At 29.7% G+C, this 25,410-nt stretch carries 20 protein-coding genes; 17 read left to right on the top strand and 3 right to left on the bottom strand.

The genetic code is table 11. The features are described from left to right. Positions 1-25: 25 nt before the first annotated feature. Both nifS and mnmA read left to right on the top strand, forming a co-directional pair. The gene (nifS, locus tag OXH55_RS04420; RefSeq protein ID WP_268048255.1) at positions 26-1,174 is read left to right on the top strand and encodes a cysteine desulfurase NifS; all 1,149 of its coding nucleotides are present in this window, start codon (positions 26-28) and stop codon (positions 1,172-1,174) included. A gap of 30 nt (positions 1,175-1,204) precedes the next feature. Next, a complete protein-coding gene (gene mnmA / locus OXH55_RS04415) occupies positions 1,205-2,287 on the top strand; it encodes a tRNA 2-thiouridine(34) synthase MnmA (RefSeq protein WP_268048253.1) in 1,083 nt (360 codons plus the stop codon). 73 nt (positions 2,288-2,360) lie between these two features. Here the strand turns inward: mnmA and OXH55_RS04410 are convergent, their stop codons facing one another. Next, positions 2,361-3,488: a glycosyltransferase family 4 protein gene (locus OXH55_RS04410; RefSeq protein ID WP_268048251.1), complete on the bottom strand. Its 1,128-nt coding sequence runs from the start codon at positions 3,486-3,488 to the stop codon at positions 2,361-2,363. A gap of 145 nt (positions 3,489-3,633) precedes the next feature. Here OXH55_RS04410 and OXH55_RS04405 point away from each other — a divergent pair, with 145 nt between their 5' ends. The 10 genes from OXH55_RS04405 to OXH55_RS04360 all read left to right on the top strand — a co-directional run bounded on the left by OXH55_RS04405 (position 3,634) and on the right by OXH55_RS04360 (position 13,998). Beyond that, positions 3,634-4,638, top strand: a complete 1,005-nt coding sequence (locus OXH55_RS04405) for a CotS family spore coat protein (protein WP_268048250.1) — start codon at positions 3,634-3,636, stop codon at positions 4,636-4,638. A 175-nt stretch (positions 4,639-4,813) separates the two neighbouring features. After that, positions 4,814-5,713: a DUF975 family protein gene (locus OXH55_RS04400; RefSeq protein ID WP_268048248.1), complete on the top strand. Its 900-nt coding sequence runs from the start codon at positions 4,814-4,816 to the stop codon at positions 5,711-5,713. A 115-nt stretch (positions 5,714-5,828) separates the two neighbouring features. Continuing rightward, positions 5,829-6,719, top strand: coding sequence for a sporulation peptidase YabG (yabG, locus tag OXH55_RS04395; protein ID WP_268048246.1), 891 nt, complete (start codon positions 5,829-5,831; stop codon positions 6,717-6,719). 307 nt (positions 6,720-7,026) lie between these two features. Beyond that, positions 7,027-7,263 carry a Veg family protein gene (locus tag OXH55_RS04390; RefSeq protein ID WP_268049019.1) on the top strand — a complete coding sequence of 79 codons (237 nt, stop codon included), beginning with the start codon at positions 7,027-7,029 and terminating at the stop codon, positions 7,261-7,263. 132 nt (positions 7,264-7,395) lie between these two features. Continuing rightward, positions 7,396-8,958 (top strand): DUF3794 and LysM peptidoglycan-binding domain-containing protein, encoded by a 1,563-nt coding sequence (locus OXH55_RS04385; RefSeq protein WP_268048244.1) that lies wholly within the window; start codon positions 7,396-7,398, stop codon positions 8,956-8,958. A gap of 86 nt (positions 8,959-9,044) precedes the next feature. After that, positions 9,045-9,887 carry a 4-(cytidine 5'-diphospho)-2-C-methyl-D-erythritol kinase gene (gene ispE / locus OXH55_RS04380; protein ID WP_268048242.1) on the top strand — a complete coding sequence of 281 codons (843 nt, stop codon included), beginning with the start codon at positions 9,045-9,047 and terminating at the stop codon, positions 9,885-9,887. A gap of 131 nt (positions 9,888-10,018) precedes the next feature. Next, positions 10,019-10,210, top strand: a complete 192-nt coding sequence (locus OXH55_RS04375; RefSeq protein ID WP_268048241.1) for a CLC_0170 family protein — start codon at positions 10,019-10,021, stop codon at positions 10,208-10,210. A 34-nt stretch (positions 10,211-10,244) separates the two neighbouring features. Then, a complete protein-coding gene (locus OXH55_RS04370; protein WP_268048239.1) occupies positions 10,245-11,705 on the top strand; it encodes a spore germination protein in 1,461 nt (486 codons plus the stop codon). A gap of 24 nt (positions 11,706-11,729) precedes the next feature. After that, positions 11,730-12,830, top strand: coding sequence for a GerAB/ArcD/ProY family transporter (locus OXH55_RS04365; RefSeq protein WP_268048237.1), 1,101 nt, complete (start codon positions 11,730-11,732; stop codon positions 12,828-12,830). Then, a complete protein-coding gene (locus tag OXH55_RS04360; RefSeq protein ID WP_268048235.1) occupies positions 12,820-13,998 on the top strand; it encodes a Ger(x)C family spore germination protein in 1,179 nt (392 codons plus the stop codon). The genes OXH55_RS04365 and OXH55_RS04360 overlap by 11 nt, the downstream gene beginning before the upstream one ends. A 56-nt stretch (positions 13,999-14,054) precedes the next feature. On the opposite strand, the gene OXH55_RS04355 is transcribed toward OXH55_RS04360, so the two are convergent. After that, entirely contained in the window at positions 14,055-15,236 is a 1,182-nt protein-coding gene (locus OXH55_RS04355; protein ID WP_268048233.1) for a dicarboxylate/amino acid:cation symporter, read from the bottom strand. 627 nt (positions 15,237-15,863) lie between these two features. On the opposite strand from OXH55_RS04355, the gene ilvA (OXH55_RS04350) reads away from it, so the two are divergent. Continuing rightward, entirely contained in the window at positions 15,864-17,081 is a 1,218-nt protein-coding gene (ilvA, locus tag OXH55_RS04350; RefSeq protein ID WP_268048231.1) for a threonine ammonia-lyase, read from the top strand. Positions 17,082-17,774: 693 nt separating this feature from the next. Here ilvA (OXH55_RS04350) and sstT read toward each other — a convergent pair. Beyond that, on the bottom strand, positions 17,775-19,007 hold the full coding sequence (gene sstT, locus OXH55_RS04345; protein WP_268048229.1) for a serine/threonine transporter SstT: 1,233 nt from the start codon (positions 19,005-19,007) through the stop codon (positions 17,775-17,777). An 831-nt stretch (positions 19,008-19,838) separates the two neighbouring features. On the opposite strand from sstT, the gene ilvA (OXH55_RS04340) reads away from it, so the two are divergent. The 4 genes from ilvA (OXH55_RS04340) (at position 19,839) to OXH55_RS04325 (ending at position 25,186) form a co-directional block, all read left to right on the top strand. Then, positions 19,839-21,056, top strand: a complete 1,218-nt coding sequence (ilvA, locus tag OXH55_RS04340; protein WP_268048227.1) for a threonine ammonia-lyase — start codon at positions 19,839-19,841, stop codon at positions 21,054-21,056. A 76-nt stretch (positions 21,057-21,132) separates the two neighbouring features. Beyond that, positions 21,133-21,792 (top strand): stage II sporulation protein R, encoded by a 660-nt coding sequence (gene spoIIR / locus OXH55_RS04335; RefSeq protein WP_268048225.1) that lies wholly within the window; start codon positions 21,133-21,135, stop codon positions 21,790-21,792. Positions 21,793-21,881: 89 nt separating this feature from the next. Further along, positions 21,882-23,249: a germination protein YpeB gene (gene ypeB / locus OXH55_RS04330; RefSeq protein ID WP_268048223.1), complete on the top strand. Its 1,368-nt coding sequence runs from the start codon at positions 21,882-21,884 to the stop codon at positions 23,247-23,249. 296 nt (positions 23,250-23,545) lie between these two features. Beyond that, positions 23,546-25,186 carry a SulP family inorganic anion transporter gene (locus tag OXH55_RS04325; RefSeq protein ID WP_268048221.1) on the top strand — a complete coding sequence of 547 codons (1,641 nt, stop codon included), beginning with the start codon at positions 23,546-23,548 and terminating at the stop codon, positions 25,184-25,186. The last annotated feature ends 224 nt before the right edge of the window (positions 25,187-25,410 follow it).

Here is a 25,410-nt window from a genome sequence, read left to right as displayed (position 1 = left end):
GTAAAATGCAGCCTTTATAAATAAGATGAAAAAGAAGATATATGTAGATTATGCTGCTACAACTTATATAAAACATGAAGTCTTAGAGGAAATGCTTCCTTATTTAAAAGAGGAGTTTGCAAATCCTTCATCTATATATGGAATGGCAAGAAAAGCTCAAAAAGCTATAAGTGATGCTAAATTAAAAACTGCTGTTGCCATAAATTCATTAGAGGATGAAATATTTTTTACATCAGGAGGTTCAGAAGCAGATAATTGGGCGATAAAAGGAATAGCTTTTGCCAATAGAGATAAAGGAAATCATATTATTACTACTAAAATAGAGCATGATGCCGTATTGAATACTTGTGAATATTTAGAGAGTCAGGGATTTGAAATTACTTATTTACAGGTAGATAAAGAAGGTATGGTAAGTTTAGAAGAGTTAAAAAAAGCCATTAATGATAAAACTATTTTAGTTTCTATAATGTTTGCTAATAATGAGATTGGAACTATACAGCCTATAAAAGAAATAGGAAAAATATGTAGAGAAAGAGGAGTGTTATTTCATACCGATGCAGTGCAGGCAGCAGGACATATTCCTGTAGATGTGCAGGTTATGAATATAGATTTATTATCTATGTCAGCACACAAATTTTATGGTCCCAAGGGAGTAGGGGTTCTTTACATAAAAAAAGGCACAAAAATACACAATTTAATTCATGGTGGAAGCCAGCAAAGAGCTAAAAGAAGTGGTACAGAGAATGTAGCAGGAATCGTAGGACTTGGAAAGGCCATAGAATTATCAATAAAGAAATTAAATACTGAAGTTGATAGATTAAATAATTTAAGAGATAAACTTATAGACCAATTGTTAAAAATACCTGATACAAAATTGAATGGTCCTATTGGTGATGAACGGTTGCCAAGTAATGTGAATGTAAGTTTTAAAAATGTAGATGGAGAAGCTTTATTTATAACTTTAGACAGTATGGGGATATATGCATCTAGTGGAAGTGCATGTTCAGCAGGAGCAGTGGAACCATCTCATGTTTTAACTGCTATAGAAGTACCAGAAGAAATGTTAAAAAGTTCTGTAAGATTTTCTATGGGAGAAAGAACCACAGAGGAAGAGGTAGAGTATCTAATTAAAGTTTTAACTGAAGCAGTAGAGAGAATAAGAAATTTTAGTTGATAAATAAAGTATGTTTTTGAGGTGAAAGATATGAAGAAAAAAGTAGTTTTAGGAATGAGTGGAGGCGTAGATAGTTCTGTTGCTGCTTATCTTTTAAAAAAACAAGGTTATGATGTTATAGGTGTTACTATGCAAATATGGCAAAGTGATGAAGAGGCAGAGATAAGGAAAGGTGGATGCTGTTCTTTAAGTGCAGTAGATGATGCAAGAAGAGTAGCAGATAAACTTGATATTCCTTTCTATGTTATGAATTTTAAAGAAGCTTTTAAAAGAGATGTTATAGATTATTTTATTGATGAGTATATGGAAGGAAGAACTCCTAATCCATGCATTGCCTGCAATAAATTTATAAAATTTGATGCTTTTTTGAAGAAAGCTCAAGCTATAGGAGCAGATTATGTAGCTACTGGACACTATGCTAAAATTGAAAACAATGGAGATAGATATTTAATTAAAAGAGCAGAAGATGATACGAAGGATCAAACTTATGCTTTATATAATTTAACTCAATATCAATTAGCACACACTTTGATGCCTTGTGGAGAATATCGTAAAAGTAAAATTAGAGAAATTGCAAAAGAAATTGGGCTCAATGTTCATAACAAAAAAGATAGCCAAGAGATTTGTTTCGTATATGACAATAATCATGGTAAATATATAAAAAGTCAAGTTGGAGATAAAGTAAAAGAGGGAAATTTTGTTGATAAAGAAGGAAATATATTGGGAAGACATAAGGGGATTGTTTACTATACTATAGGTCAACGCAAAGGGTTGGGTATAGCTTTAGGAAAACCTATGTTTGTAATAGATATAATACCATGGAGAAATGAAGTTGTCCTTGGAAATGAAGAAAATATTTTTAATACTAAGCTTATAGCAAAAGATATAAACTTCATTCCTTTTGATGTTTTAGAAGAACCATTAGAGATAGAAGCTAAAATAAGATATTCCGCAAAACCCTGTAAGGCAGTCATATATCCAATGGAAAAAGATATGGTAAAAGTTGTTTTTGAGGAAAAGCAAAGAGCAATAACCAAAGGACAGTCTATTGTGTTTTATAATAAAGATTATATGGTTGGTGGAGGAATAATTGATAAGATAGTTTCATATTAATTTTATAAAATAAAAAATAAGTACTCAAATTTTAAAATTTGGTACTTATTTTTTATTTAATAATATTATATATTTAATGCAACATAATATTTTCATAAGCTTGTAAAGTTTTTTCAGCTGTTTTTACCCAACTGAACTGTGAACTTCTAAATAAAGATTTCTTTATTAATTGATTCTCTAAATCTTTATTTGATATTATATGGTACATTGCTTCACTTAATTGAAAAATATCATGAGGATTTATAAGCATAGCTGCATCGCCTACTACTTCTGGGATAGATGCAAGTTTTGAAGCTACTATTGGTACTCCGCAAGCCATAGCTTCAATTGGAGGCAAGCCAAAGCCTTCGTACAGAGAAGGGTAGACAAAAATCTTTGAGGCATTATAAAGAATCGGCATATGTTCTAGAGGAATAAATCCAGGAAAGATAACGCTATTTTCAATACCTAAAGTTTCTGTTCTTTTTTTATATATACTATAAGATTTACCTTGTGAACCTGCTATAACTAGTTTAAGATTACTGTTTTTTAATTTAGAAAGAAGATTACTAAAGGCTTCAAGTAAACCTACAATATTTTTGCGGGGACTAAAACCACCCACATATAAAATATAATCATCTTCTATATGATAAGTTTTTTTGATGAATTCTTTACATTTAGTTTTATCTAATGGTTTATAAATATCTTCGTTAGCTAGATGAGTTACAAATATCTTTTCTGGTGGAAAATTAAAGTAGTTTACAATATCTTGCTTTGAGTAGTGAGAAACAGTAATAATGCCATCACACATAGGAATTATTCTTGGGATTTCTTTAGTGAATATTTTAAGATAGTTTTCTCCAACTGTTTCTGGCATTTTATAAGGGATAATATCATGTAGAGTAATTATAAAACGGCATGTTTTAGTTTTAGGTAGACCAATACCATTTTGAGGAACGTGATACAAGTCAATATCTTTAGTTTTAAGAATGTTTGGGATATTAACTTCATTCCAAAAGTTTCCACTCATATTTTGACTAATGTTTTTAATAGTATAATTTTTGTTGAATTTTATAGAGCAGACGTTGCTTTCGGGCATAAAAAGTAAATATTTATTCTGACAATCTATTTTATTTAGTGAATTAATTAGTTGGTATGAGTAAGTTCCAATGCCTGTTCCTCTATACCATTTTGCGGCTCTAGAATCTATTCCTATTTTCATATTGCATCCCTTCAAAAAGTGATAGTTTATTATAATTTTATTATATTGTTACTTGATTAAAAGTGTTAACTAGTAATGTGTTAAAAAATATATTCTAAATATATTGATATTTTCATATAAATTTATAAGGGGAGGCGGTAAAAAAATGATGAGGGAGTTTGAAATTGAGAGACAATTTGATATTAGAATTGAAAGTATAAAGCCCAACAAAGGAGTATATTTTTTAAAAACTAACAAAGGAATGAAATGCCTAAAAAGAATTAATTATGGAATCCAAAAATTATATTTTGTATATGCAGCTAAAGAACATTTAATAAACAATGGATTTAAATATGTAGATAAGTATAATTTGAATATGGAAGGAGAACCATATGCGCTTGTAAATGAAGACATATATACTCTATCAGAGTGGCTCGAAGGTAGGGAATGTAATTTTCATGATGACAATGATATTATAATGGCTTCTAAAGCACTTGCATGTATGCATATATCTTCTAAAGGATATGATCCACCTGAAAATAGTAAATTAAAAACAGATTTAGGAAGATGGCCACATTTAATGGAAAAGAGAGTTAAAGCATTAGATAAAATGAGAGATATGTCTAGAAAAAGAAATAGAAAGGGAGACTTTGACTTTAACTATGTAAAAAATGTTGAATTTTACAAAAAATTAGGCAGAAGAGCATTTAATGTTTTAAAGGATTCAGATTATATGGATATGTGTAGAACTACAGAGGAAGAAAAGAGCTTTTGTCATCATGATTATACTTATCACAATATAATTATTGATAAAAACAATGATGTGAACATATTGGATTTTGATTATTGTAAAAGAGAAGTAAGAGTATATGACATATCTAATTTTATGATAAAAGTTTTAAAGAGAAGAGACTGGAATATAGAATGTGCAAATTTAATTATTGATGCTTATAATGAAGTTAATCCTTTGAGTAGAGAAGAGTATAGAGTATTATATGCATTTTTGCTTTTCCCTCAACGATTCTGGAGATTAGGAAATAGATATTATTATAATGAAGTAAATTGGGCTACAAATACTTTCAATAAGAAAATTCTGTCTTTAGTATCTGAACAAGAACAGTATATGAAATTTATAGATGAATTTAAGACAGTTTATGACCAAAAAGAATAGTTTATAATAGGACCATGTAAGTTAAAAAATACTTACATGGTCCTATTATAATTAATAACATATTGTTTATAGTAAGAAAATATATTAGTATATAGTTTATAGTAAAATTTTATATTTTATTTATATATAGTAAAAATGTTAGGGGGGAAGCTCTGAACTAAAGGTAAAGTTTTTAATGAGCGATATAGTGTTAGTAAAGAAGAGTATAAATGAACTAAAAAAACATGCAATACAAAATCTTAAAGGAAAGTGGGGTATATCAGTTCTAGTATGCTTTATTGCCACATTATTTACAGGGATTTTTACATTTGCAGCAAATGTAAGTAATTTATTATATTTTATTTCACAAAGAGCTTATAGTTCGGTGAATATTTGGCAAACGATAGCAGAAAGGACCGCTATTGCAGGTATATTGTCTAGAATAGGATTTCTTGTTAATCTTTTAATTGGTGGATGCATTGCCTATGGAATTTACAGGTTTTTTCTAAATTTAATTACAAATAATAATCCTAAAATTGAAAATTTATTTTTGGGTTTTAAATTTTTTGGAAAGAACTTTTTGATTCAGCTAATTATAATAATATTCACTTTCTTGTGGACGATTGTTGTTTATATTCCAGCAGCTATACTTATAGCTATTGTGATAATTATAAGCGGTTTAAATCCTATGCATTATTCTTATACATCACCAATAAGTTTTTCTATAGTAACTGGTTTACTTGTAGCTGTTATACTAATAACTAGTTTTATAATTATATACATTATTACAGCACGTTATGCTATGTCATTTTTTATCTTTAATGATAATCCAGAGTTTGATGTTATGCAGTGCATAAAACTTAGTAAAAAAATGATGGATGGATATAAGATAAGATATTTTTTATTAAATCTAAGCTTTGTAGGATGGGATATTTTAGCTACTATACCTTTAGGAATAGGACATTTGTGGTTGAAGCCATATAAATATGCAACTAGAGCTAGTTTTTATATAGATTTAAAAGGAGAAGAAGAGATAAAAAATGTAAATATAGGAGAAATCATTTATTCTGAAAATAATGAACTTCACGAAAAATAAATAAAAACGAGTGAAAAGAATGGAGAAATTTTCTTCTTTTCACTCGTTTATTTTTCACTTCTTTAATATGTTTTTCATACAATAAAATAGGATTTAGAAAAATGGGGTTGATAATTTGGAGATAGGTGATATGGTAGTAAGGAAATCGTATGGAAAAGATATTACTTTTAAGATTATAGATATAAAAGAAGATGGAAATAACGTTATCTATGTTCTTAAGGGAATTAATTTGAGAATAATTGCAGATTCACTAGAAAGTGATTTGGAGATTGCAACTAAAGAATGTATGGGTAAAAAAGATGATAAGTTTAATAAAAAAGTAAATGAAAACATTAAAAGAATATTGGTTAACAGAATACAGGGAAAAAAGTATAGAACAGCTAAAGAAGGAAAAAGTATTAAAGTGCAAAAAGATACTAAAAAAAATAATCAAGGTATGTTATTTGGACGACCAGGAAGAATTTTACATGTGGATGGAGATGCAGAATATCTTGATGTATGTATGAAAACATATAAGCAGTTAGCTATGGAGGCAGTTGGTTATGTAATATCTGAGAAGGATCAGCCAGGTAGAATACTCGAACTTGTTAAACAATTAAAACCAGATATAGTTGTTTTAACTGGGCATGATGCCATTATTAAGGGAGCAAAAGATTATATAGATTTAAACAACTATAAAAATTCTAAATATTTTGTTGAATGTGTGACGAAGCTTAGAAATTATGAACCTAATTACGATGATTTAGTTATATTTGCTGGGGCATGTCAATCTTGCTATGAAGCAATACTAGATGCAGGGGCAAATTTTGCAAGTTCACCTAATAGAGTTTTAATTCACTGTTTAGATCCAGTTTTTATTTCGGAAAAAGTAGCATATACCAATATTGAAAAGATAGTATCTATTCATGAGGTTATTGAAAGTACTATTACGGGAATGGCTGGAGTTGGTGGACTTCAAACTAGAGGCAAATATAGAGAGGGATTTCCTAAATCCAAATACTCATAAAAGATTAGTTTTTTTATTTTTTGCTTTTATATAATATAAATAAAGTGTAAAATAAGCCTTTAAATTTCAAGTTTTTTATAAGTAAGTCTAAAATTAGTGTATATTCATGGTAAAAATGAGAATACTAATAATATAATAGCTAAAGATAGTCTAATTAGCTTCAAGCTAGGAATATTGCTTGAAGCTTGATTTGTTTACAGAAAATTTACATTGACAAATCTAATGAAATAGTGATACAATAATTGGTTAATTTGACAAATGTGCAATTTGGTAGTATAATATATAATGTAGAAAGAGGGTGCTTGCTATGGAAAAAATTAATGTTTTAGCGGCTATTAAAAATGAGATTGATGATCATATAGGAGAAAAAGTAACGCTAAGAGCTAATAACGGAAGAAGAAAGATAATTGTAAGCAATGGAGTTCTTGAAAAAACATATACTAGCATTTTCGTTGTTAGATTAGAAGACGACACCCAAAGGAAAGTCACATATAGTTATTCAGATGTTTTGACTAAAACAGTTCAGATAGACTTCGCAGGCTAAAAGTGATACTGTATTTTTCAGTGTCTCTTTTTTTTACGCAAAAATAAAAAATATTTAATAAATAATAACATATTTTTACCATAGCTTATATATACATTAGTTAGTAGGTATTTTATGGGAGGTACGATGTGTATGGCTATGGAATTGCTTAAAGAGAATATAGAGTATGAACAGCTACTTGGTGAAAGGACTGTAGATAGTGTAATAAAAGAAGAATATGTTATACCTGATATTCAACCTGACGTAAAAAAAATACTAATGCTAGATGCTAAACCGAACATAACAAATAAACAAGTAATGCAAAATAAGGTTTATGTAGAAGGACAGATAAAATGTAATGTACTGTATTTAGCAAATGCTGATGACACAAGTGAAGTTTATAATGTAGTTTATACAAAAGATTTTTCTAATTACATTGAAATTAGTGGAACTGAAACTGACATGAATTGCACAGCGGAAGGTTTTATTGAACATATGGAATGTGTTATAGTCAATGAGAGAAAGATTGCTATTGAAGGTATAATACAAATAGAGGCTTCTGTATATAAAAAATATGAGTTTGAAGTTATAAAGGATATAGAGGATTTAGAAGATGTTCAACTTCTTAAAAATCCTTCTTCTGTTGATAAAGTAGTTGGGGTAGTACAAGGTGAACTAATAAGTAAGGCTCATATGCAGGTCCCTATGGATAAACCACAAATAGGCAAGGTATTAAAATGTGAGGTTACTGTTCACAAAAAAGATGTGAAATTATCAGAAGGAAAAGTTGAAATTGAAGCATTTACTCATATATCACTTTTATATAAAGCTGCAGCAAGCAGAGAACTTTGTTGTTTAGAAGATGATATGTTTATTAGTGATGAATTTGATTTAGATGGTGTAGAATATTTTATGGATAATTGTACAGAATTTAGGGTTGATGATATTGAATATGAGATCAAAGAAGATGATTTAGGAGAAAATCGTATTGTTGATATTGAAGCTTTAGTAAAAGCTGAAACAAAAGTTATGTATAAATCTGATATAGATATGATAGAGGATGCTTATTCACCTACAAGAATGCTTAAGATGGAAAAAAAGAACTATGAGTTAAATGTAATGCTTGGACAAAATATGAATGAAATAATAATTAAAGAAAATATAGAACCAGAAGATAAACTTGCAAAACCAACTGAGGTTATTATGTCAAGTGGTGAAATTTGCATAACAGATAAGAAGATAGTTGAAGATAAAGTAGTAATTGAAGGATTATTAAATGCAGATGTTATGTATAAAACTGATAATGAGGAAAAATATGTTTCTATGGTAAGTGAAGAGATTCCGTTTACTTGTTCTGTAGAAATACCAGGTGCTAAGATTGATATGATGTGTGATGCTAAGGTATATATAGAAAATGTTGAAGGATTTGTAGAAGCTAATACTATAGCTGTAAAAGCTGTGGCAAGTGTTCATGCTAGAGTTAATTATGTAACACATAAAGAATTTCTAGTAGATGTGATTCCGGTAGAAGATGGGGTTATAAAGAAAAAAGCTAGTATTGTTATTTATGTTGCTCAAGATGGGGATACTCTTTGGAAAATAGCTAAAAAATATTGTACAACAGTGGATGACTTAGTTAAAATAAATGAGGTGGAAAACCTAGAGAATATTATGGTAGGGCAAAAATTAATTATACCTGGAAGAGCTATTATATAAAATTTATCAATTAAAAACGGCTTTGCCGTTTTTTTTATGTTATAATAAATGAGTTGATTTTTAAACTATCTATATGGGGTGAAAGTATGTTGGTTAAAGCCTATGCTAAGATAAATATATCTTTAGATGTAGTTGGTAAACGAGAAGATGGATATCATTTACTCGAAATGATAATGCAAAATATAGAATTATATGATTCTTTAATATTTGATAACAATAAGAATGGTATTAAAATAGAATGTAATAAACATTATGTTCCTACAGATGAACGCAATTTAGCATATAAAGCGGCAAAGCTTTTTATAGATACATATAATATAAAAGGCGGAATTGATATAAATATAAATAAGAATATTCCTGTAGCAGCAGGACTTGCAGGTGGAAGTGCAGATGCTGCGGCTACTTTAATTGCTATGAATAATATGTATAATACAAATATTTCCAATCAAGAACTTTGTAAGTTAGGATTGCAGATAGGGGCTGATGTACCGTATTGTATTATAGGTGGAACGGCTTTGTGTAAAGGAATTGGAGAAAAGGTTACTTCTTTAAATCCTTTTAAGGGGCATGTTTTAGTTTTGGTAAAACCTAACTTTGGAGTTTCTACTAAGGAGGTTTATAAGAGTTTAGATATAGATAAAATATTTAAGCATCCAGATAATGAATCATTAATTCGAGCTATGAAACAAAATGACATTAAATATGTAAGCGAAAATATGAAAAATGTACTTGAAAATGTTACCTTAAGAAAGCACACGATATTAAGAGAGATAAAAGAAAAGATGGTTAGAATGGGAGCAATGGGTTCTATGATGAGTGGAAGTGGTCCATCCATATTTGGTTTTTTTGATGATATGTTAAGAGCTCAAAAGTGTTATGAATATTTTAAAGATAAGTATAAAGATGTTTTTATAACAAGAACTATTTAAAAGAGTTAAAAAATAAAACAGAGTATAGATGTTTTTTATCTATATTCTGTTTTATTTTTTTTATGTATATTTTTATGTATATTTTTAGGGATGAAAGCAAAAAATATTTTGAGTAAAGTAGGGGTGAAGTTATGAAAGTTTTAGATTTATTTGGAAAATATTTTTTGCTGTTAATTTTAATACAAGGTTGTATACTGGCTTTTTTTGATGCTAAGAGCTTTGAAATTTCAAATTTAAATGAAGTAGCTCGAAAAGCAAAAATAGTGGGAATAGGATCTATTATTGCAGCAGTCATATTATTTATTTTAAGAGCAGTTATTTGAGAAAAGTATAAACAGCTAAAGGGGTGTGAATTGGTTGAAGGAATGGGTAAAAAAAAGTATTTCGCTCAATGTAGAAGATGACATTAATTATATGAAAGATTTGCTCAAAGATAATTCAGATATAGTTTTTAGACAGTTTGATGTTTATCAATGGAAGGCAGCTTTCGTATATATAGATGGAATGGCAGATAAAATTTTATTAGATAACTTTGTATTAGAACCTCTTATGGAAAGAAATGTAGAGATTGAAAAAGTAGAAGATATTAAGGAGAAAATTTTAGCAGTTTCAGATATAAGAGAGGTTGAAGATCTTTCTAAAGGTATAGATGCTATGTTGTCTGGTGATACACTGATGTTGATAGATGGATTGGAAACAGCTTATGTTGTAGCTACCCGTTTTTGGCCAGCAAGAAGTGTTAGTGAACCATCCGGAGAAACTGTTATAAGAGGAGCAAGAGAAGGATTTACAGAAACTATAAGATTTAACACAGTTCTTGTTAGAAGAAGGATAAGAGATACAAGGTTTAAAGTAGTACCTAAAGAATTGGGAACACGCTCAAAAACAGATGTTGCCATAATGTATATAGATGATATAGTGAATCAGGAGGTTTTAGATGAACTAAATAAGAGAATAGGTGAAATTGATATAGATGCTGTGTTAGATAGTGGTTATGTAGAGCAAATGATAGAGGATGATAATTTTTCACCTTTCCCTCAAATTCAAAGTACAGAAAGACCAGATGTTGTAGCGGCTGCTTTATATGAAGGTAGAGTAGCGGTGCTCGTAGATAATTCCCCTTTTGCTATTATAGCACCAGCAACATTACCCAATTTACTACAATCGCCAGATGATTATTATCAAAGATGGATGCATTCATCTTTGGTGCGTTTAATAAGAACTTTAGCAATTATATTATCAATTACACTACCAGCTTTATATGTGGCTGTTACATCGTTCCACACAGCTATTATTCCAACAGAACTTGCATACTCTATAGCAGGTTCTAGAGAAGGAGTTCCTTTTCCAGCTTTCATTGAGGCTTTGATTATGGATGTAAGTTTAGCATTATTACTAGAAGCTATTGCTCGTCTTCCCAAACCCATAGCAGCGACAATAGGTATTGTAGGTGGACTTATTATAGGGCAGGCAGCGGTAAGTGCAGGGATAGTTAGTCCTATCATGATAATAATAGTTGGAGTAACCGCTATTACAGAATTTATTACTCCAAACTATGGAGTATCTTCGGCCTTGAGACTTATAAGATTTATTATTATCATTGCATCAGCAGTTATTGGGCTTTATGGAATAATGTTAGTATTATTGGTTGTACTTATACATCTTATTAGATTAAAAAGTTTTGGAATACCATACTTAGCTCCAATTGTTAATCCGGATATAAAAGATTTTAAAGATATGTATGTAAGATTACCATTTAAATTCTTTAAAGAAAGGCCTAAATACATGAAAACAAAGGATAAAATTAGACAAAAATAGGTTTGAAAAGGTGGTGAGGTGTTTATGGATAATAGAAATATCATAAGTAAGTATGATTTATTTGTTAGCCTAATTGTAACTGTTATAGGAACGGGAAGTTTTTCATATTCAAGAGAATTAAGTGAGAGAGTTGGAAGTGAAGGATGGATTGTTATTTTATTTACAGGAGTTATTGTAGCTATTCTTCTTTACTTAGTACATAAAGCTATACAATTGAATAATTATGATAGACTTTTAGATATACTACATAATAATTTTGGGAATATTTTCGGGAATTTTATAGCAGTTTTAATTGCTATATCAGGAATCTTTGTAGTTGCGCTTCAAATGAGAATATTTATAGAAGTTACAAAAATGTATCTGTTAGAAAAGACACCAACAGAATTTATGATTTTCACAATGATTTTAACAGGAACTTTTTTTATACGTGGAGAATTTGAGAGTATTATTAGATTTAATGAAATAGCTTTTTGGTTAACGTTTATACCAATTTTGTTAACCATACCTTTTATATTAAAAGGGGGGGATTTTACCAATATATTGCCTGTATTTACTTATGAGCCTATAGAATATTTAAAAGCTAGTAAAACAAGTTTTTTTAGTTTTTTAGGTTTTGGGATAATATATATGTTATTTCCTTATGTTAAAGAAAAAAATAAAATTTCTAAAACTGTTTCGAGAAGTTTAGGTTTTATTGTGGGGTTTTATTTAATAATAACAGCGACTTCATTAGTTGTTTTTTCAAAAAAATATAACTCTCAATTACTGTGGCCTGCTATATCTATGTTTTTTACTGTTGATATACCAGGAGCTTTTGTGGAAAGATGGGAAGGTATAGCGATGGTATTTTGGATATTATTTTATTTTACAACGTATATAAATATTTATTATTTTGATGCTGAAATAATAAGAGATGTTTTTCATTTAGAAGATACAAAGATATCTTTAATGCTTATAATTCCTTTTATTTATGCTATGGCTTTATATCCAGGAAATGTAGCAGAAGTTTATGACATTCAAAGTAAAATTATACCATATATAGATACAACAATTATTGGGATTTTACCTATAGTATTGCTTATTATTGCTTTTTTTAAGACGAGGAGAGTTAAAAATGAAGTGTAAAAAGATTATACCTTTAATTTTAATTTGCTGTTTAATGAGTGGATGTTGGGATAAGGTTGAAATAGATAGAAAAAGCTTTATATCTACTATTGCCATAGATGAAGGAAAAGATATTGATAAAGAAAAGGAGCTTAAAGAAATAAAACCAGGTGAGACATTTGAAGAGGAGAATTTTAAAAAAATAACTATAACTTATGGTTTTCCGGATATAAGTGAACTTGGACCTGAAAAAGGAGGCACTGGAAAAGAAAAATTTATTAAAACTGATGCTTATTCGATGCAGGATGCATTTACTCAAATGGCTTCTAAAACTAGTAGAAGTATTCATTTTGGGCATGTTAAACTTTTGATATTAAGTGAAAAATTAATGGAGTATCCAGAAACATTAAAAGAAATTTTTGATTATCTTGAAAGGAAACCTTGTCTTAATAAGATGATGGAAGTAGTAGTTGCAAAAGGACGGGCAGAAGATTATGTTAAGTATCAGCCTGTTATGGAGAAAAATATTGAAAGTTATATAACGGGACTTATGGAGAATAGTACAAGGAATTCGAGCATTTTGCCTATGTCATTAAATGAATTGTTAATTTTATTATATCAAAATGGTAATGCTATAATTCCTAGTATTTATTTTGATAAGCTAAAAGATGAGATAGATCTATCAGGAGTAGCAGTTATAAAGGATTATAAGTTAGAAGGATATTTAGAGGAAAAAGAAACTTCTGCTTTAGAAATATTGAGAGGAAAAATTCAAGGTGGGAAACAAACTATAATTAAAAATGGTCATCCTGTAGATTATGAAATAAGTGGCACGGACAGGAGAATAGAATTGGTGGATGACGATATAGATAAATTGAAAGTTAGAATTGATATAAAGTTAGAAGGAGTATTAAGGGGATATATTTTAGAAGGTGAAGTTTTTTCAAAAAATGATATAAGTGAATTTCAAAATAATTTTAATGATTCTATAGAAAAACAGTGTGAAAAAGTAGTTAGAATAACACAAGATAAGTTCTCGGTAGATCCCATAGGGATTAGGGAATATCTTGAAAGGTTTCATCCTTCGGTATATAAAAAGGTAAAAGATAATTGGGATGAAGCATATAAAAATGCTGATATAGATGTAAATGTACAAACAAGAATAAGAAGAATTGGAGTAACTAAATAAATGTTATAAAATAACCCCCCTATTAAGTATAGGGGGGTTATTAACTTTAAAGTTTCTTAAGCAGCTGATTTTTGAGGTTTCCTATTCCATTTCTTTTGAATAGAATCAACTACCATTGCAATAGCTTGGTCACCTGATACGTTACAAGCAGTTCCAAAACTATCTTGTGCTATATATAAAGCTATCATTAATCCAGTCATTGCTTCACTAAATCCTAAGATGGATTGTAATATTCCAAGAGCAGCCATTATTGCACCACCGGGAACTCCAGGAGCAGCAACCATTGTTACACCCAACATTGCTACAAATCCAAGAATAGTTGTTGGTTCTATAGGCATACCATTTAACATCATAACTGAAATTGCGCAAGTTGTTATAGTCATTGTACTTCCTGATAAGTGACAAGTTGCACAAAGAGGAATAACAAATTCTCTTATACCTTTAGTAGTTCCTACTTCTTCTGCACACTGTAAGTTAACTGGTATAGTTGCAGCAGAAGATTGTGTTCCTAAAGCAGTTAAATAACCTTTAACTTGAGTTTTAAGTGCTTTAAATACATTTTGATTATTTAAAGAACATCCAATTGAGAATTGGAATATAAGCATAGTAAGGTGAAGACAAAGTATTATTAGGAATACTTTCCAGAATACTGCGAATACTGTTGTAGCTTCACCGCTATAAGACATATTAGCAAATATTCCAAGAATATGTAGTGGAAGTAGTGGAATAACTAAGCCTTCAATAACATTTGCTATTATTTGTTGGAATCCTATAGCAGCATCTTTTAAAGTTTTATTTTGAGTTTTAGCTATACCTAATCCTAAAAGGAAAGCAAATACAAGTGCACTCATAACTGCCATTATTGGCGGCATTTTAATTTCAAAGAACGGTTTTAATGCGTCTTTTGCATCAGCTAAATGAGATGCAGCATCACTAGTAATGATTTTGGGTAATATAGTTTTTCCCACAAGTAGAGCATAAGAACCTGATAATAATGTAAATAAATAAGCTAGTCCAACTGTAACTCCTAAAAGTTTACCAGCTCCTGTACCTAATTCAGCAATACCGGCAACAATGAATCCTAAAATGATTAGTGGAATTGCAAATCCAAGGAATTCTCCAAAAATAGAAGTAAATGTTACAAAAATACGTGTAAGACGTACTGGAGCGTATTGTCCAATGAAAAATCCTAAAATAATTGCAATAATGATTTTTGGTATTAAACCTAATTTTTTCATTTATAAAACCTCCTTAAATATATAAATACAAATTTAAATAATTAAAATTTAAATTATATTAACTAAAATTAATGTGTGCGGTTAAAGTGTATTTCATACAAACATGAATGTATACGAGTGAAAAATTTCATATACCGATAAATTACGAAAAGTGTAATCGTTATCAGAGTGATAAGAAATACTTTATAAAATTTCTAAAATATGCTATTTTTCTTTTCGTAAAAAAGTATATCACATGGATAATTATAATGCAATCTACTTTCAAAAAAATTATTAGATTTTTCTGGAAGTTTGTCAGGGGGATACAAACGTATGCTGGTGAAGGGTGATGAAATAAGGTTGTTTAGGTGACGAAGGCGAAATGTTCTTGAGAAGTACACATATGTTTCTGTCAAGAAAAAAAGCTATGTTTATACATTTTTTTTCAGAAAAAGGTAGTGACAATTTAGAAAAATAATTTATAATAAAAGCATAAGGATGATTTTGAAACGAAAATATTTCGTGAAAGATTAATCGCAAAACAATGCAAAATAAAGAAAATTCTTAAAACTTTTTTAAGGATTAAAGTGAAAACGATTTAAAAAAAGTTTGGATACATAATAATAAATTAATTAAGGGGGAAATAATATGAATCTTGATTTAAACAAAATAAAGAAAGCACAAGAAAATATTAAAGGAGTGGCAAGAAGAACTCCGTTATTTTATTCAAGTACATTTTCAAAACGAAGTGGATATGAAATTTATTTGAAATGTGAAAACAAGCAAAAAACTGGAGCATTTAAACTAAGAGGAGCTTATAATAAGATAGCTAACTTAACGCAAGAAGAAAAAGAAAAAGGAGTAATTGCATCATCAGCAGGGAATCATGCACAGGGAGTAGCTTATGCAGCAACAGCTTTTGGAATAAAATCTACAATAGTTATGCCATCTACTGCACCACAAGCTAAGGTACAAGCAACAAAAGGGTATGGGGCTGAAGTGGTTCAATTTGGAGAAGTTTATGATGAATGTTACGGCAAAGCTGTAGAACTTCAAAAGGAAACAGAGGCAACTTTCGTTCATCCTTTTAATGATGAAGATGTTATGGCTGGTCAAGGAACTATTGGTCTTGAGATTTTAGAAGATTTACCAGATGTTGATGCTATACTTGTACCAATTGGCGGCGGTGGATTAATATCTGGGATAGCTGTAGCTGCAAAAACTATAAAACCTGATATTAAAATAATAGGTGTACAAGCAGAAATAATTGCTTCAAGTAAGGCATCACTAGAAGCTGGGAAAGTAGTAACGGTAGAGGGGACTAAATCATTAGCTGATGGTATATCTGTTAAAACTCCTGGCGAACTTAGCTTTAAGTATATAAAAGAATATGTTGATGAAATAGTAACAGTTTCTGAAGATGAAATAGCATATGCTAATTTTGCGCTTATGGAAAGAAGTAAATTGATAGCAGAAGGAGCAGGGGCTACGCCATTAGCAGCAGTATTAGCTAATAAAATAAAAATAGATGGTAAAAAGATTGCTGTGTTAATTAGTGGAGGAAATGTTGATATAGCGATGGTATCAAAGATAATAAATAGAGAATTAATAATGCAAAAAAGAAGAATATGTTTTTCGGTGGAATTACAGGACAAAGTTGGGCAATTAGGAGGATTAATTACTATTATAGGTAAATTAGGAGCTAACATTGTAAAAGTAAGACAGGAAAAGAATTGGGAAGAAAAAGGTCTTGAATTTGCAAATGTAACTTTTGAAATTGAATCTCAATCAAGAGAACATTCAGTAGAAATAATTAATTCATTAAAAGAAAAGGGATATGAATTAGATGGTATAAATTTATTTTAGATTGAAGATGTAAAATAAACAAATAATGGCAATAATCTATAACAAGAAAGAAAAAATCATTGTCATTATGTTATTTTCAATTATTTCTGAATATTTATAGATTTAAATTTCATAATCTGATTACAAAAGATTATGAAATTTAAATCTTTTTTTTGGATAATTTTATATGATTTTTATTCTCATGTTTTGAAATTTATGTATCTTATAATTTTGTATTTCATAAAAGGGTATACTACCCCGAGAAGACATAATTGATATTAAAAGATAATCTTCTAAAATAATTATTAATAATTCAATGACATCTATGACTTTTATTCCAACTGGATGATTTATATTCAAATTTACCATAAACCACTTGATGTTCATATATATTTTCTTTTATATTTTCTTTGTATTTTCTAATAATTTGCGGGTGAGATCTGAAACTAATTTATGTAAGTAGTATTAGTTTTTAATCTGATAGCATATAGTGTTTGGGATTGTTCTGCGATTTTATATATGAAATCGCAGAGTAAGTTAAAATTCTATTTCACCAAAATTGCTGAAGAAACGGTTGGATTTTAACACTAACCATTTTGGAATTATGGTTTACCTCTCTGGCCTTATTCAAAAGAACAAGCCCCTCTATTGTAGTATTATAAACTACGAATAGGGGGGCTTTAGTAGGTGTGAAACAACACCGAAATTTAATTGTTATTTATTTATAATAATTTTTTTTCCTTTTTTACGCCATTGCGCAAATTCAGCTGTTGCTGTAAGAAGTACGTCTGTTGATGAGTTAAGTCCTGTTTCGCAAGAGTCTTGTAAAACACCTATGATAAAGCCTACACCTACTACCTTCATAGCGATATCATTTGGGATACCGAATAAGCTACATGCTAAAGGAATAAGTAGCAATGAACCACCAGCTACTCCTGAAGCACCACAAGCACTTACAGCTGACAGTATGCTTAAAATTAATGCTGTAATAAAATCTACTTGAATTCCAAGTGTGTGAGCTGCTGCAAGCGTTAAGATGGAAATTGTGATAGCTGCACCAGACATATTGATAGTGGCTCCTAATGGAATTGATACTGAATACGTATCGTTATCTAAACCAAGTTTTTCGCACAAGCTCATATTTACAGGAATATTTGCTGCTGAGCTACGTGTAAAGAATGCTGTAATACCACTTTCTTTTATGCACTTAAACACAAGTGGATATGGGTTTTGACGAATATTCCAAAACACGATGATTGGATTTACTACAAGAGCCATAAAGGCCATAGAACCAATCAAAAGAGCAAGTAATTGTCCATAGCTGAGTAATGATTTGATACCGTTTGTAGCAATAGTATCAAATACCAGACCCATGATTCCTAATGGAGCAAAACTAATAACCCATCTTACCATTTGAGATACTGCATCTGAAAAATTAGTAATCATTGTTTTTGTAGAATCAGGAGCACTTCTTAAAGCAAGACCAAGAAGTGTCGCCCAAGATAATATGCCAATATAGTTAGCGTTATAGAGCGCTTTTACTGGGTTATCAACAATATTCATTAGTAATGCTTTTAGAACTTCTGCGACACCTCCAGGTGGTGTAACATTTTCAGCTCCCCCTGCAAGTGTTATGGTTACTGGGAATATAAAACTTGCAACAACAGCAACCAATCCAGCTAAGAATGTTCCTAAAAGATAAAGTATAATAATTGATTTCATATTGGTTTTATGACCACTCTTGTGTTGAGAGATTGCCGACATAACCAAGAAGAATACCAATACAGGTGCAATAGCCTTTAAAGCACCTACAAACAGAGAACCAAAAAGTGCGATTGGCTTTGCAACATCAGGAATCGTTACAGCTAAAATAATACCAATAATTAGACCTACAATAATTCTTTTTACTAAACTTAATTGATTCCATTTGTTAATTAGATTTCTCAAAGTCTTTTCCTCCTCTTTAATAGTAAATATAGTTGCTTGAAGAATTCCACAAGCAATGATTTGCCTAACGTTTTAGTTGTTAGACTTTTATATTTTCCTCCGCTGCTGCATAGCAGAATTACATTGTATAAATCCAAAATACTACAGGGAGGTTTTTAACATGTTTTGTATTAATAACCTGAAAACATTTACACAAAAACAAAATGTAAACCAATTTAAAGATGAAAGAAATTTAATAAGATAACATTTTTCAGTAATTGTGTTTTGGTAGAAAGATGAATGAACACTGAATGAAAAATTCATAATGTAATTAATTATTAATGTTGTAATCGTTGTCGAAAATAAGAGAATACTTAAAGAAGTTTGTAATATTATGTCGTATATTGCTTTCGAAAAGAGTATACCACATGAACAATTTTATTGCAATCAACTTTCTGAAAATTTATTAAATTTTTGCAAATTTGCGTATGGCGCACAAATGAACGCTGGTGAAATTCGAAAAAACAGAGGAGAATATCGGTTTGGATTCATAATGTATTTGAGAAAAAAACAAGTGTTTCTGTAAGGAAAAAAACTTAGTTTTATTCAAAATTTTTTGAAAAATACTAGTGACAATAGAGAAAATTAATTTATAATAAATTTAGAGAGAAGATTTATTAAAATACATATAGATTCAGTATTATGAAAAAAAATAACGACAAATTGCAAAAATAAGAAAATTCAGAAAAAAATAGAGCTGAATATGTATATGTATATATTAGTATTATCTACAATGAAAACGTTATAAAAAACATTAAGTTAACATAATATATATTATAGAGGAGGAATACGATGAATCTTGATTTAAACAAAATAAAGAAGGCACAAGAAAATATTAAAGGAGTGGCAAGAAGAACTCCTTTATTTTATTCAAGTACATTTTCAAAACAAAGTGGATATGAAATTTATTTAAAATGTGAAAACAAGCAAAAAACAGGAGCTTTTAAACTAAGAGGAGCTTATAATAAGATAGCTAACTTAACACAAGAAGAAAAAGAAAAAGGAGTAATTGCATCATCAGCAGGGAATCATGCGCAGGGAGTAGCTTATGCGGCAACAGCTTTTGGAATAAAATCTACAATAGTTATGCCATCTACTGCACCACAAGCTAAGGTACAAGCCACAAAAGGGTATGGTGCTGAAGTGGTTCAATTTGGAGAAGTTTATGATGAGTGTTACGGCAAAGCTGTAGAACTTCAAAAAGAAACAGGGGCAACTTTCGTTCATCCTTTTAATGATGAAGATGTTATGGCTGGTCAAGGAACTATTGGTCTTGAGATTTTAGAAGATTTACCAGATGTTGATGCTATACTTGTACCAATTGGCGGTGGTGGATTAATATCTGGGATAGCTGTAGCTGCCAAAACTATAAAACCTGATATTAAAATAATAGGTGTACAGGCAGAAATAATTGCTTCAAGTAAAGCATCACTAGAAGCTGGAAAAGTAGTAACAGTAGAGGGAACTAAATCATTAGCTGATGGTATATCTGTTAAAACTCCTGGCAAACTTAACTTTAAGTATATAAAAGAATATGTTGACGAAATAGTAACGGTTTCCGAAGATGAAATAGCATATGCTAATTTTACACTTATGGAAAGAAGTAAACTGATAGCAGAAGGAGCGGGGGCTACACCATTAGCCGCAGTATTAGCTAATAAAATAAAAATACATGGTAAAAAGGTTGCTGTATTAATTAGTGGAGGAAATATTGATATAGCAATGGTATCAAAGATAATAAATAGAGAATTGATAATGCAAAAAAGAAGAATAGGTTTTTCAGTAGAATTGCAGGACAAAGTTGGACAATTAGGAGGATTAATTACTATTATAGGTAAATTAGGAGCTAACATTGTAAAAGTAAGACAGGAAAAGAATTGGGAAGAAAAAGGTCTTGAATTTGCAAATGTAACTTTTGAAATTGAATCTCAATCAAGAGAACATTCAATAGAAATAATTAATTCATTAAAAGAAAAGGGATATAAATTAGAAGGTATAAATTTATTTTAGAATGAAGGTATAAAATAAACAAATAATGGCAATGATCTCTAATAAGCAAAGATAAATAATTAGGGGGACAAGTAGTATGAAAAATAAAATTATTGCCATTATGTTATTTTTAATTATTGTATTAGGAAGTATTTTAGGGATTTCATATATGAAATTTGGAGCAAGTCAAAATTCTATTTCAGAAAAACTTATAAGGTTTCATGTTATAGCAAATAGTGATACTACAGAAGATCAGGCGTTGAAATTAAAGGTTAGAGACGAAGTTTTTAAATATATATCTCCTAAACTTAAAGATTCTAAAAGTATAAATGAGTCAAGAAAAATAATAGAAGAAAATGATAAGATGATAAATAGAATAGCAAAGCGGGTTGTTGAAGAAAAGGGATATCCTTATAAAGTAGTAACTATGATATCTCATGAAAATTTCCCAGTTAAAAGCTATGGTAATATAACTTTACCAGAGGGAAATTATGAAGCTTATAGAATAATCATAGGAAGTGGAGAAGGACATAATTGGTGGTGTGTTATGTTTCCACCATTATGTTTTACGGATATAACAAAAGGGGAAGTTGCATACAAAAAAACAGAAAAAGAAATGAGGCAGGTTCTAACCCCTCAAGAATATAAACTTGTGAATAACTTAGATACTAATTCAATAGATAATGAAAAAATAGTTGTAAAATTTAAAATTGTTGAAATAGCTAAAGATTTGTATAAGAAAATCCAAGGGGAATAATTCTCCTTGGATTTTTACGTATAACAAAAATTAATACAACAAATACTAACATTAAATGGAACAGGACTAATGAATGGAGGAACAGTTAAATGAAAATGAGCAAAAAAAGAATTATTTATACTATTGCTGTAGCGTTTATTGTAGTGTTTTCGAGTACTTTTGCTATTTTAATGACTCTTGAGAGGATGGATTATAGAAATTATTTACAGGGAGAATATAGTAAAAATATGCATCAATTAATTGATGCAGTGAGAAATATAAAAGTTGATTTAACTAAGTCAGCTATAGTAGGTTCTAGAGAGCAGAGTATAGTTGTATTTGGAAATATATTCAGATATTCAAGTATAGCAAATGATAAGATACACTCTTTGCCGATATCACAAGAAGCTATTGAGGGAACGAGTAGGTTTTTATCGCAAGTAGGAGATTTTAGTTACAGTCTTGCTAAAGTATCATCACAAGGAAAAGAATTGTCAGAGGATGATTATAAGAACATAGAAACATTGAAAAATGAAGCAGATTATTTATTAATACAATTAAATGAAGTTCAAGCAGAAATAAATAAAGGAAAGGTTAAGTGGGGAGAAATACGAAAAAAGGCAGGTAGTAAACTGAAAGAAAGTGATAAAAAGTTAGTTACGGATAAATTTGCAGCAATACAAAAACAAGTTGTTCAATATCCAGCACTTATATATGATGGACCTTTTTCAGATAATATTTTAGAAATAAGTCCTAGAATAACTTCACAAAAAGAGATTACCGAAAAAGAAGCGATTGATATTGTTAAAAATCTTTTAGGAAAAGATAAAGTTCAGAACATACAAAAAAAGAAGGGAGAAGGTAAAACGAGAATACCTGCCTACAGTTTTGATGTTACTCTTAAGGGGAGAGAAAAAGGCGAAGGGATTGTTTTAGAAGTAAGTAAAAATGGCGGGGAAATAATTTATTTATTGGATAATAAAAATATTGGTGAACCTAAAATGGATGTGAAAAAAGCCGTAAATATAGGAAATAAATATTTAAAGGATATTGGATATGCAAATATGGAATCTACATATACGTTAAAGAGTGAGAATTCAGTTGTAATAAGTTATGTGTATACTCAGGGTGATATTCCTATTTATCCTGATCAAATAAAATTAAAAGTAGCTTTGGATAATGGAAGTGTAATAGGGATAGAAGCTGAAAAATATTTAGTATCTCATATAGCTAATAGAGATATAGCAGAAGCTAGTCTGGAACAAAGTAAAGCTCAGCAAAAGGTTGGTAAAAAACTGAATATATCTTCAGTGCGTCTTTCTGTAATACCAACCGAGGACAATAAGGAAGTACTGTGCTATGAGTTTAGTGGAACTTATAATGATGATAGTTTTATAGTATATATCAATGCAAATACAGGGTTTGAACAAAGAATAATTCAAATTATTAATACGCCTAATGGAGAACTTACAATATAGGGAAAGGTAAAATAATTTTCAGCAGATAGTTACCAGTAATCAGTTGTTAGTAATGCTAAAAGCTAGTTAAAAAATAATTTTTTAACTAGCTTTTTATTTAATTGAACATTTTCTTATAGATTAAAGAAAATCTTCTTTTACTAGTTAATGGCTATAGGTCACTGGTTGTTATGATGAGTATTAATTTTCAAATACAACCAAATTATTGTTGATAAATCTAAAAATGGGTCTATAATTATATAGGGTTTGTTTTAAAACCAAAAATGCAAAAGAAAAAATGTTTGGAGGTCTTGTTAGTGTTAGTACCAAAATTATTTACGTGTTTAAAAGATTATACTAAGGAACAGTTTATGAAAGATGTGATTGCAGGTATTATAGTTGCAATTATAGCTCTTCCTTTATCTATAGCTTTAGCTATAGCATCAGGTGTTTCACCGGAAAAAGGACTATATACAGCTATAGTTGGGGGACTTATAATATCTTTATTAGGTGGGAGTAGGGTTCAGATAGGAGGTCCGACAGGAGCTTTTGTAATTATTGTTTATGGAATTGTAGAAAAATATGGACTAGAAGGGTTAACTGTAGCAACGATAATTGCAGGTGTTTTTCTAACTATAATGGGGTTATTTAGATTTGGATCTATGATAAAGTATATACCATATCCTATAACTACAGGATTTACAAGTGGTATTGCTGTAACTATATTTTCAACTCAAATAAAAGATTTTTTGGGTTTATCAATGGACAAAGTTCCAAGGGAATTTATTTCTAAATGGACAGCATATTTTCAAAATATTAATTCTATAGATTTTACAAATCTATTTATAGGTATACTATCGCTTTTGATAATAATATTTTGGCCTAAAATAAATAAGAAAGTTCCAGGAACGCTTATAGCTGTCGTTGTAAGTACAGGATTGGTTATGGTTTTAGGAATGGATATTGATACAATAGGTAGTCGATTTGGAGATATATCAGGAAGCTTTCCAGCTCCTACAATTCCTAAAGTTAATATTAATATGGTGAAAGAACTTATTATTCCAGGAATAACTATTGCTATTTTAGGTGGAGTGGAGTCTCTGTTATCGGCGGTGGTTGCGGATGGAATGATTGGAGGGAATCATCGTTCTAATATGGAACTTATAGGACAAGGTGTTGCTAATGTGTTTTCAGGTGTTTTGGGTGGAATACCAGCTACGGGTGCTATAGCGAGAACGGCCGCTAATATTAAAAATGGAGGAAGAACACCTATTGCTGGAATTGTACATGCTATAAGCCTTTTGATTATAATGTTAGTTCTTATGCCTTATGTTAAATTAATACCTATGGCGTCTTTGGCTGCTATATTGATTATGGTATCTTATAATATGGGAGAATGGGAAGCTTTTAAAAAAATAAATAGAGCACCTAAAAGTGATGCTTTAGTGTTTTTTAGTACTTTTTTATTAACTGTTTTTGTAGATTTGGTGGTAGCTATAGGAATTGGAGTTGTTCTTTCTTCTTTCCTATTCATGAGAAGAATGGCAGAGGTTACCAATATTACATATAATTTGGATGCGAGAGAAAATAATGAATGCGCAAAAATTTTAGATGATAAATCTATTTTGAAGCAAATTTCTTTTTATGAAATTAGTGGGCCGTTTTTCTTTGGTGCTGCAGATAAATTTGTTAATACGATTAGAGGTATAGGAGTATCATCTAAGATTTTAATAATAAAAATGGGAAGTGTGCCAGCTATGGATTCTACAGCTTTTCATGCCATAGAAATGTTATATGACGTTTGTAAGAAAAATAAGACTAAGCTTATTATTTCAGAACTTCAAGAACAACCTATGCAAATGCTTAATAAATATGGCTTTATAGAAAAAATAGGAGAAAAAAATTTTTGCGAAGATATTAAGGATGCTGTACAAAGAGCACATGAATTATTAATATAATTTCATATAAAAATCAAATTTAAGAAAAGTTTTAAATATAATAGAAAAGATGTAGTATAAACTTCATATTGCTGCTTTAGAGAGTAAAATAGATTTGGTAGTTCACATATTTGGTATGTTGGTATATAATTTGAAGTGTTCGTGATTTGTATTAAGGTAAAAAATATAAACATATATTATGGTAGAAATTAAATCAAAGGTATTCGATGAATAAGTTGCGTAAG

This window comes from Clostridium ganghwense (assembly GCF_026735165.1).
GTDB lineage: Bacteria > Bacillota > Clostridia > Clostridiales > Clostridiaceae > Clostridium_H > Clostridium_H ganghwense.
Note: the sequence above shows the minus strand (reverse complement) of the source record. Positions and strands in the feature narration are given on the sequence as shown.

Excerpts from the sequence above, each read along its gene's own strand:
- ilvA (WP_268048227.1), top strand. The coding sequence starts at position 19,839 with ATGAATCTTGATTTAAACAAAATAAAGAAGGCACAAGAAAATATTAAA.
- OXH55_RS04365 (WP_268048237.1), top strand. The coding sequence starts at position 11,730 with ATGGATAATAGAAATATCATAAGTAAGTATGATTTATTTGTTAGCCTA.
- mnmA (WP_268048253.1), top strand. The coding sequence starts at position 1,205 with ATGAAGAAAAAAGTAGTTTTAGGAATGAGTGGAGGCGTAGATAGTTCT.
- nifS (WP_268048255.1), top strand. The coding sequence starts at position 26 with ATGAAAAAGAAGATATATGTAGATTATGCTGCTACAACTTATATAAAA.
- OXH55_RS04390 (WP_268049019.1), top strand. The coding sequence starts at position 7,027 with ATGGAAAAAATTAATGTTTTAGCGGCTATTAAAAATGAGATTGATGAT.
- OXH55_RS04355 (WP_268048233.1), bottom strand. The coding sequence starts at position 15,236 with ATGAAAAAATTAGGTTTAATACCAAAAATCATTATTGCAATTATTTTA.
- OXH55_RS04375 (WP_268048241.1), top strand. The coding sequence starts at position 10,019 with ATGAAAGTTTTAGATTTATTTGGAAAATATTTTTTGCTGTTAATTTTA.
- OXH55_RS04400 (WP_268048248.1), top strand. The coding sequence starts at position 4,814 with ATGAGCGATATAGTGTTAGTAAAGAAGAGTATAAATGAACTAAAAAAA.
- ypeB (WP_268048223.1), top strand. The coding sequence starts at position 21,882 with ATGAAAATGAGCAAAAAAAGAATTATTTATACTATTGCTGTAGCGTTT.
- ispE (WP_268048242.1), top strand. The coding sequence starts at position 9,045 with ATGTTGGTTAAAGCCTATGCTAAGATAAATATATCTTTAGATGTAGTT.
- OXH55_RS04410 (WP_268048251.1), bottom strand. The coding sequence starts at position 3,488 with ATGAAAATAGGAATAGATTCTAGAGCCGCAAAATGGTATAGAGGAACA.
- OXH55_RS04385 (WP_268048244.1), top strand. The coding sequence starts at position 7,396 with ATGGCTATGGAATTGCTTAAAGAGAATATAGAGTATGAACAGCTACTT.
- ilvA (WP_268048231.1), top strand. The coding sequence starts at position 15,864 with ATGAATCTTGATTTAAACAAAATAAAGAAAGCACAAGAAAATATTAAA.
- OXH55_RS04360 (WP_268048235.1), top strand. The coding sequence starts at position 12,820 with ATGAAGTGTAAAAAGATTATACCTTTAATTTTAATTTGCTGTTTAATG.
- OXH55_RS04405 (WP_268048250.1), top strand. The coding sequence starts at position 3,634 with ATGATGAGGGAGTTTGAAATTGAGAGACAATTTGATATTAGAATTGAA.
- spoIIR (WP_268048225.1), top strand. The coding sequence starts at position 21,133 with ATGAAAAATAAAATTATTGCCATTATGTTATTTTTAATTATTGTATTA.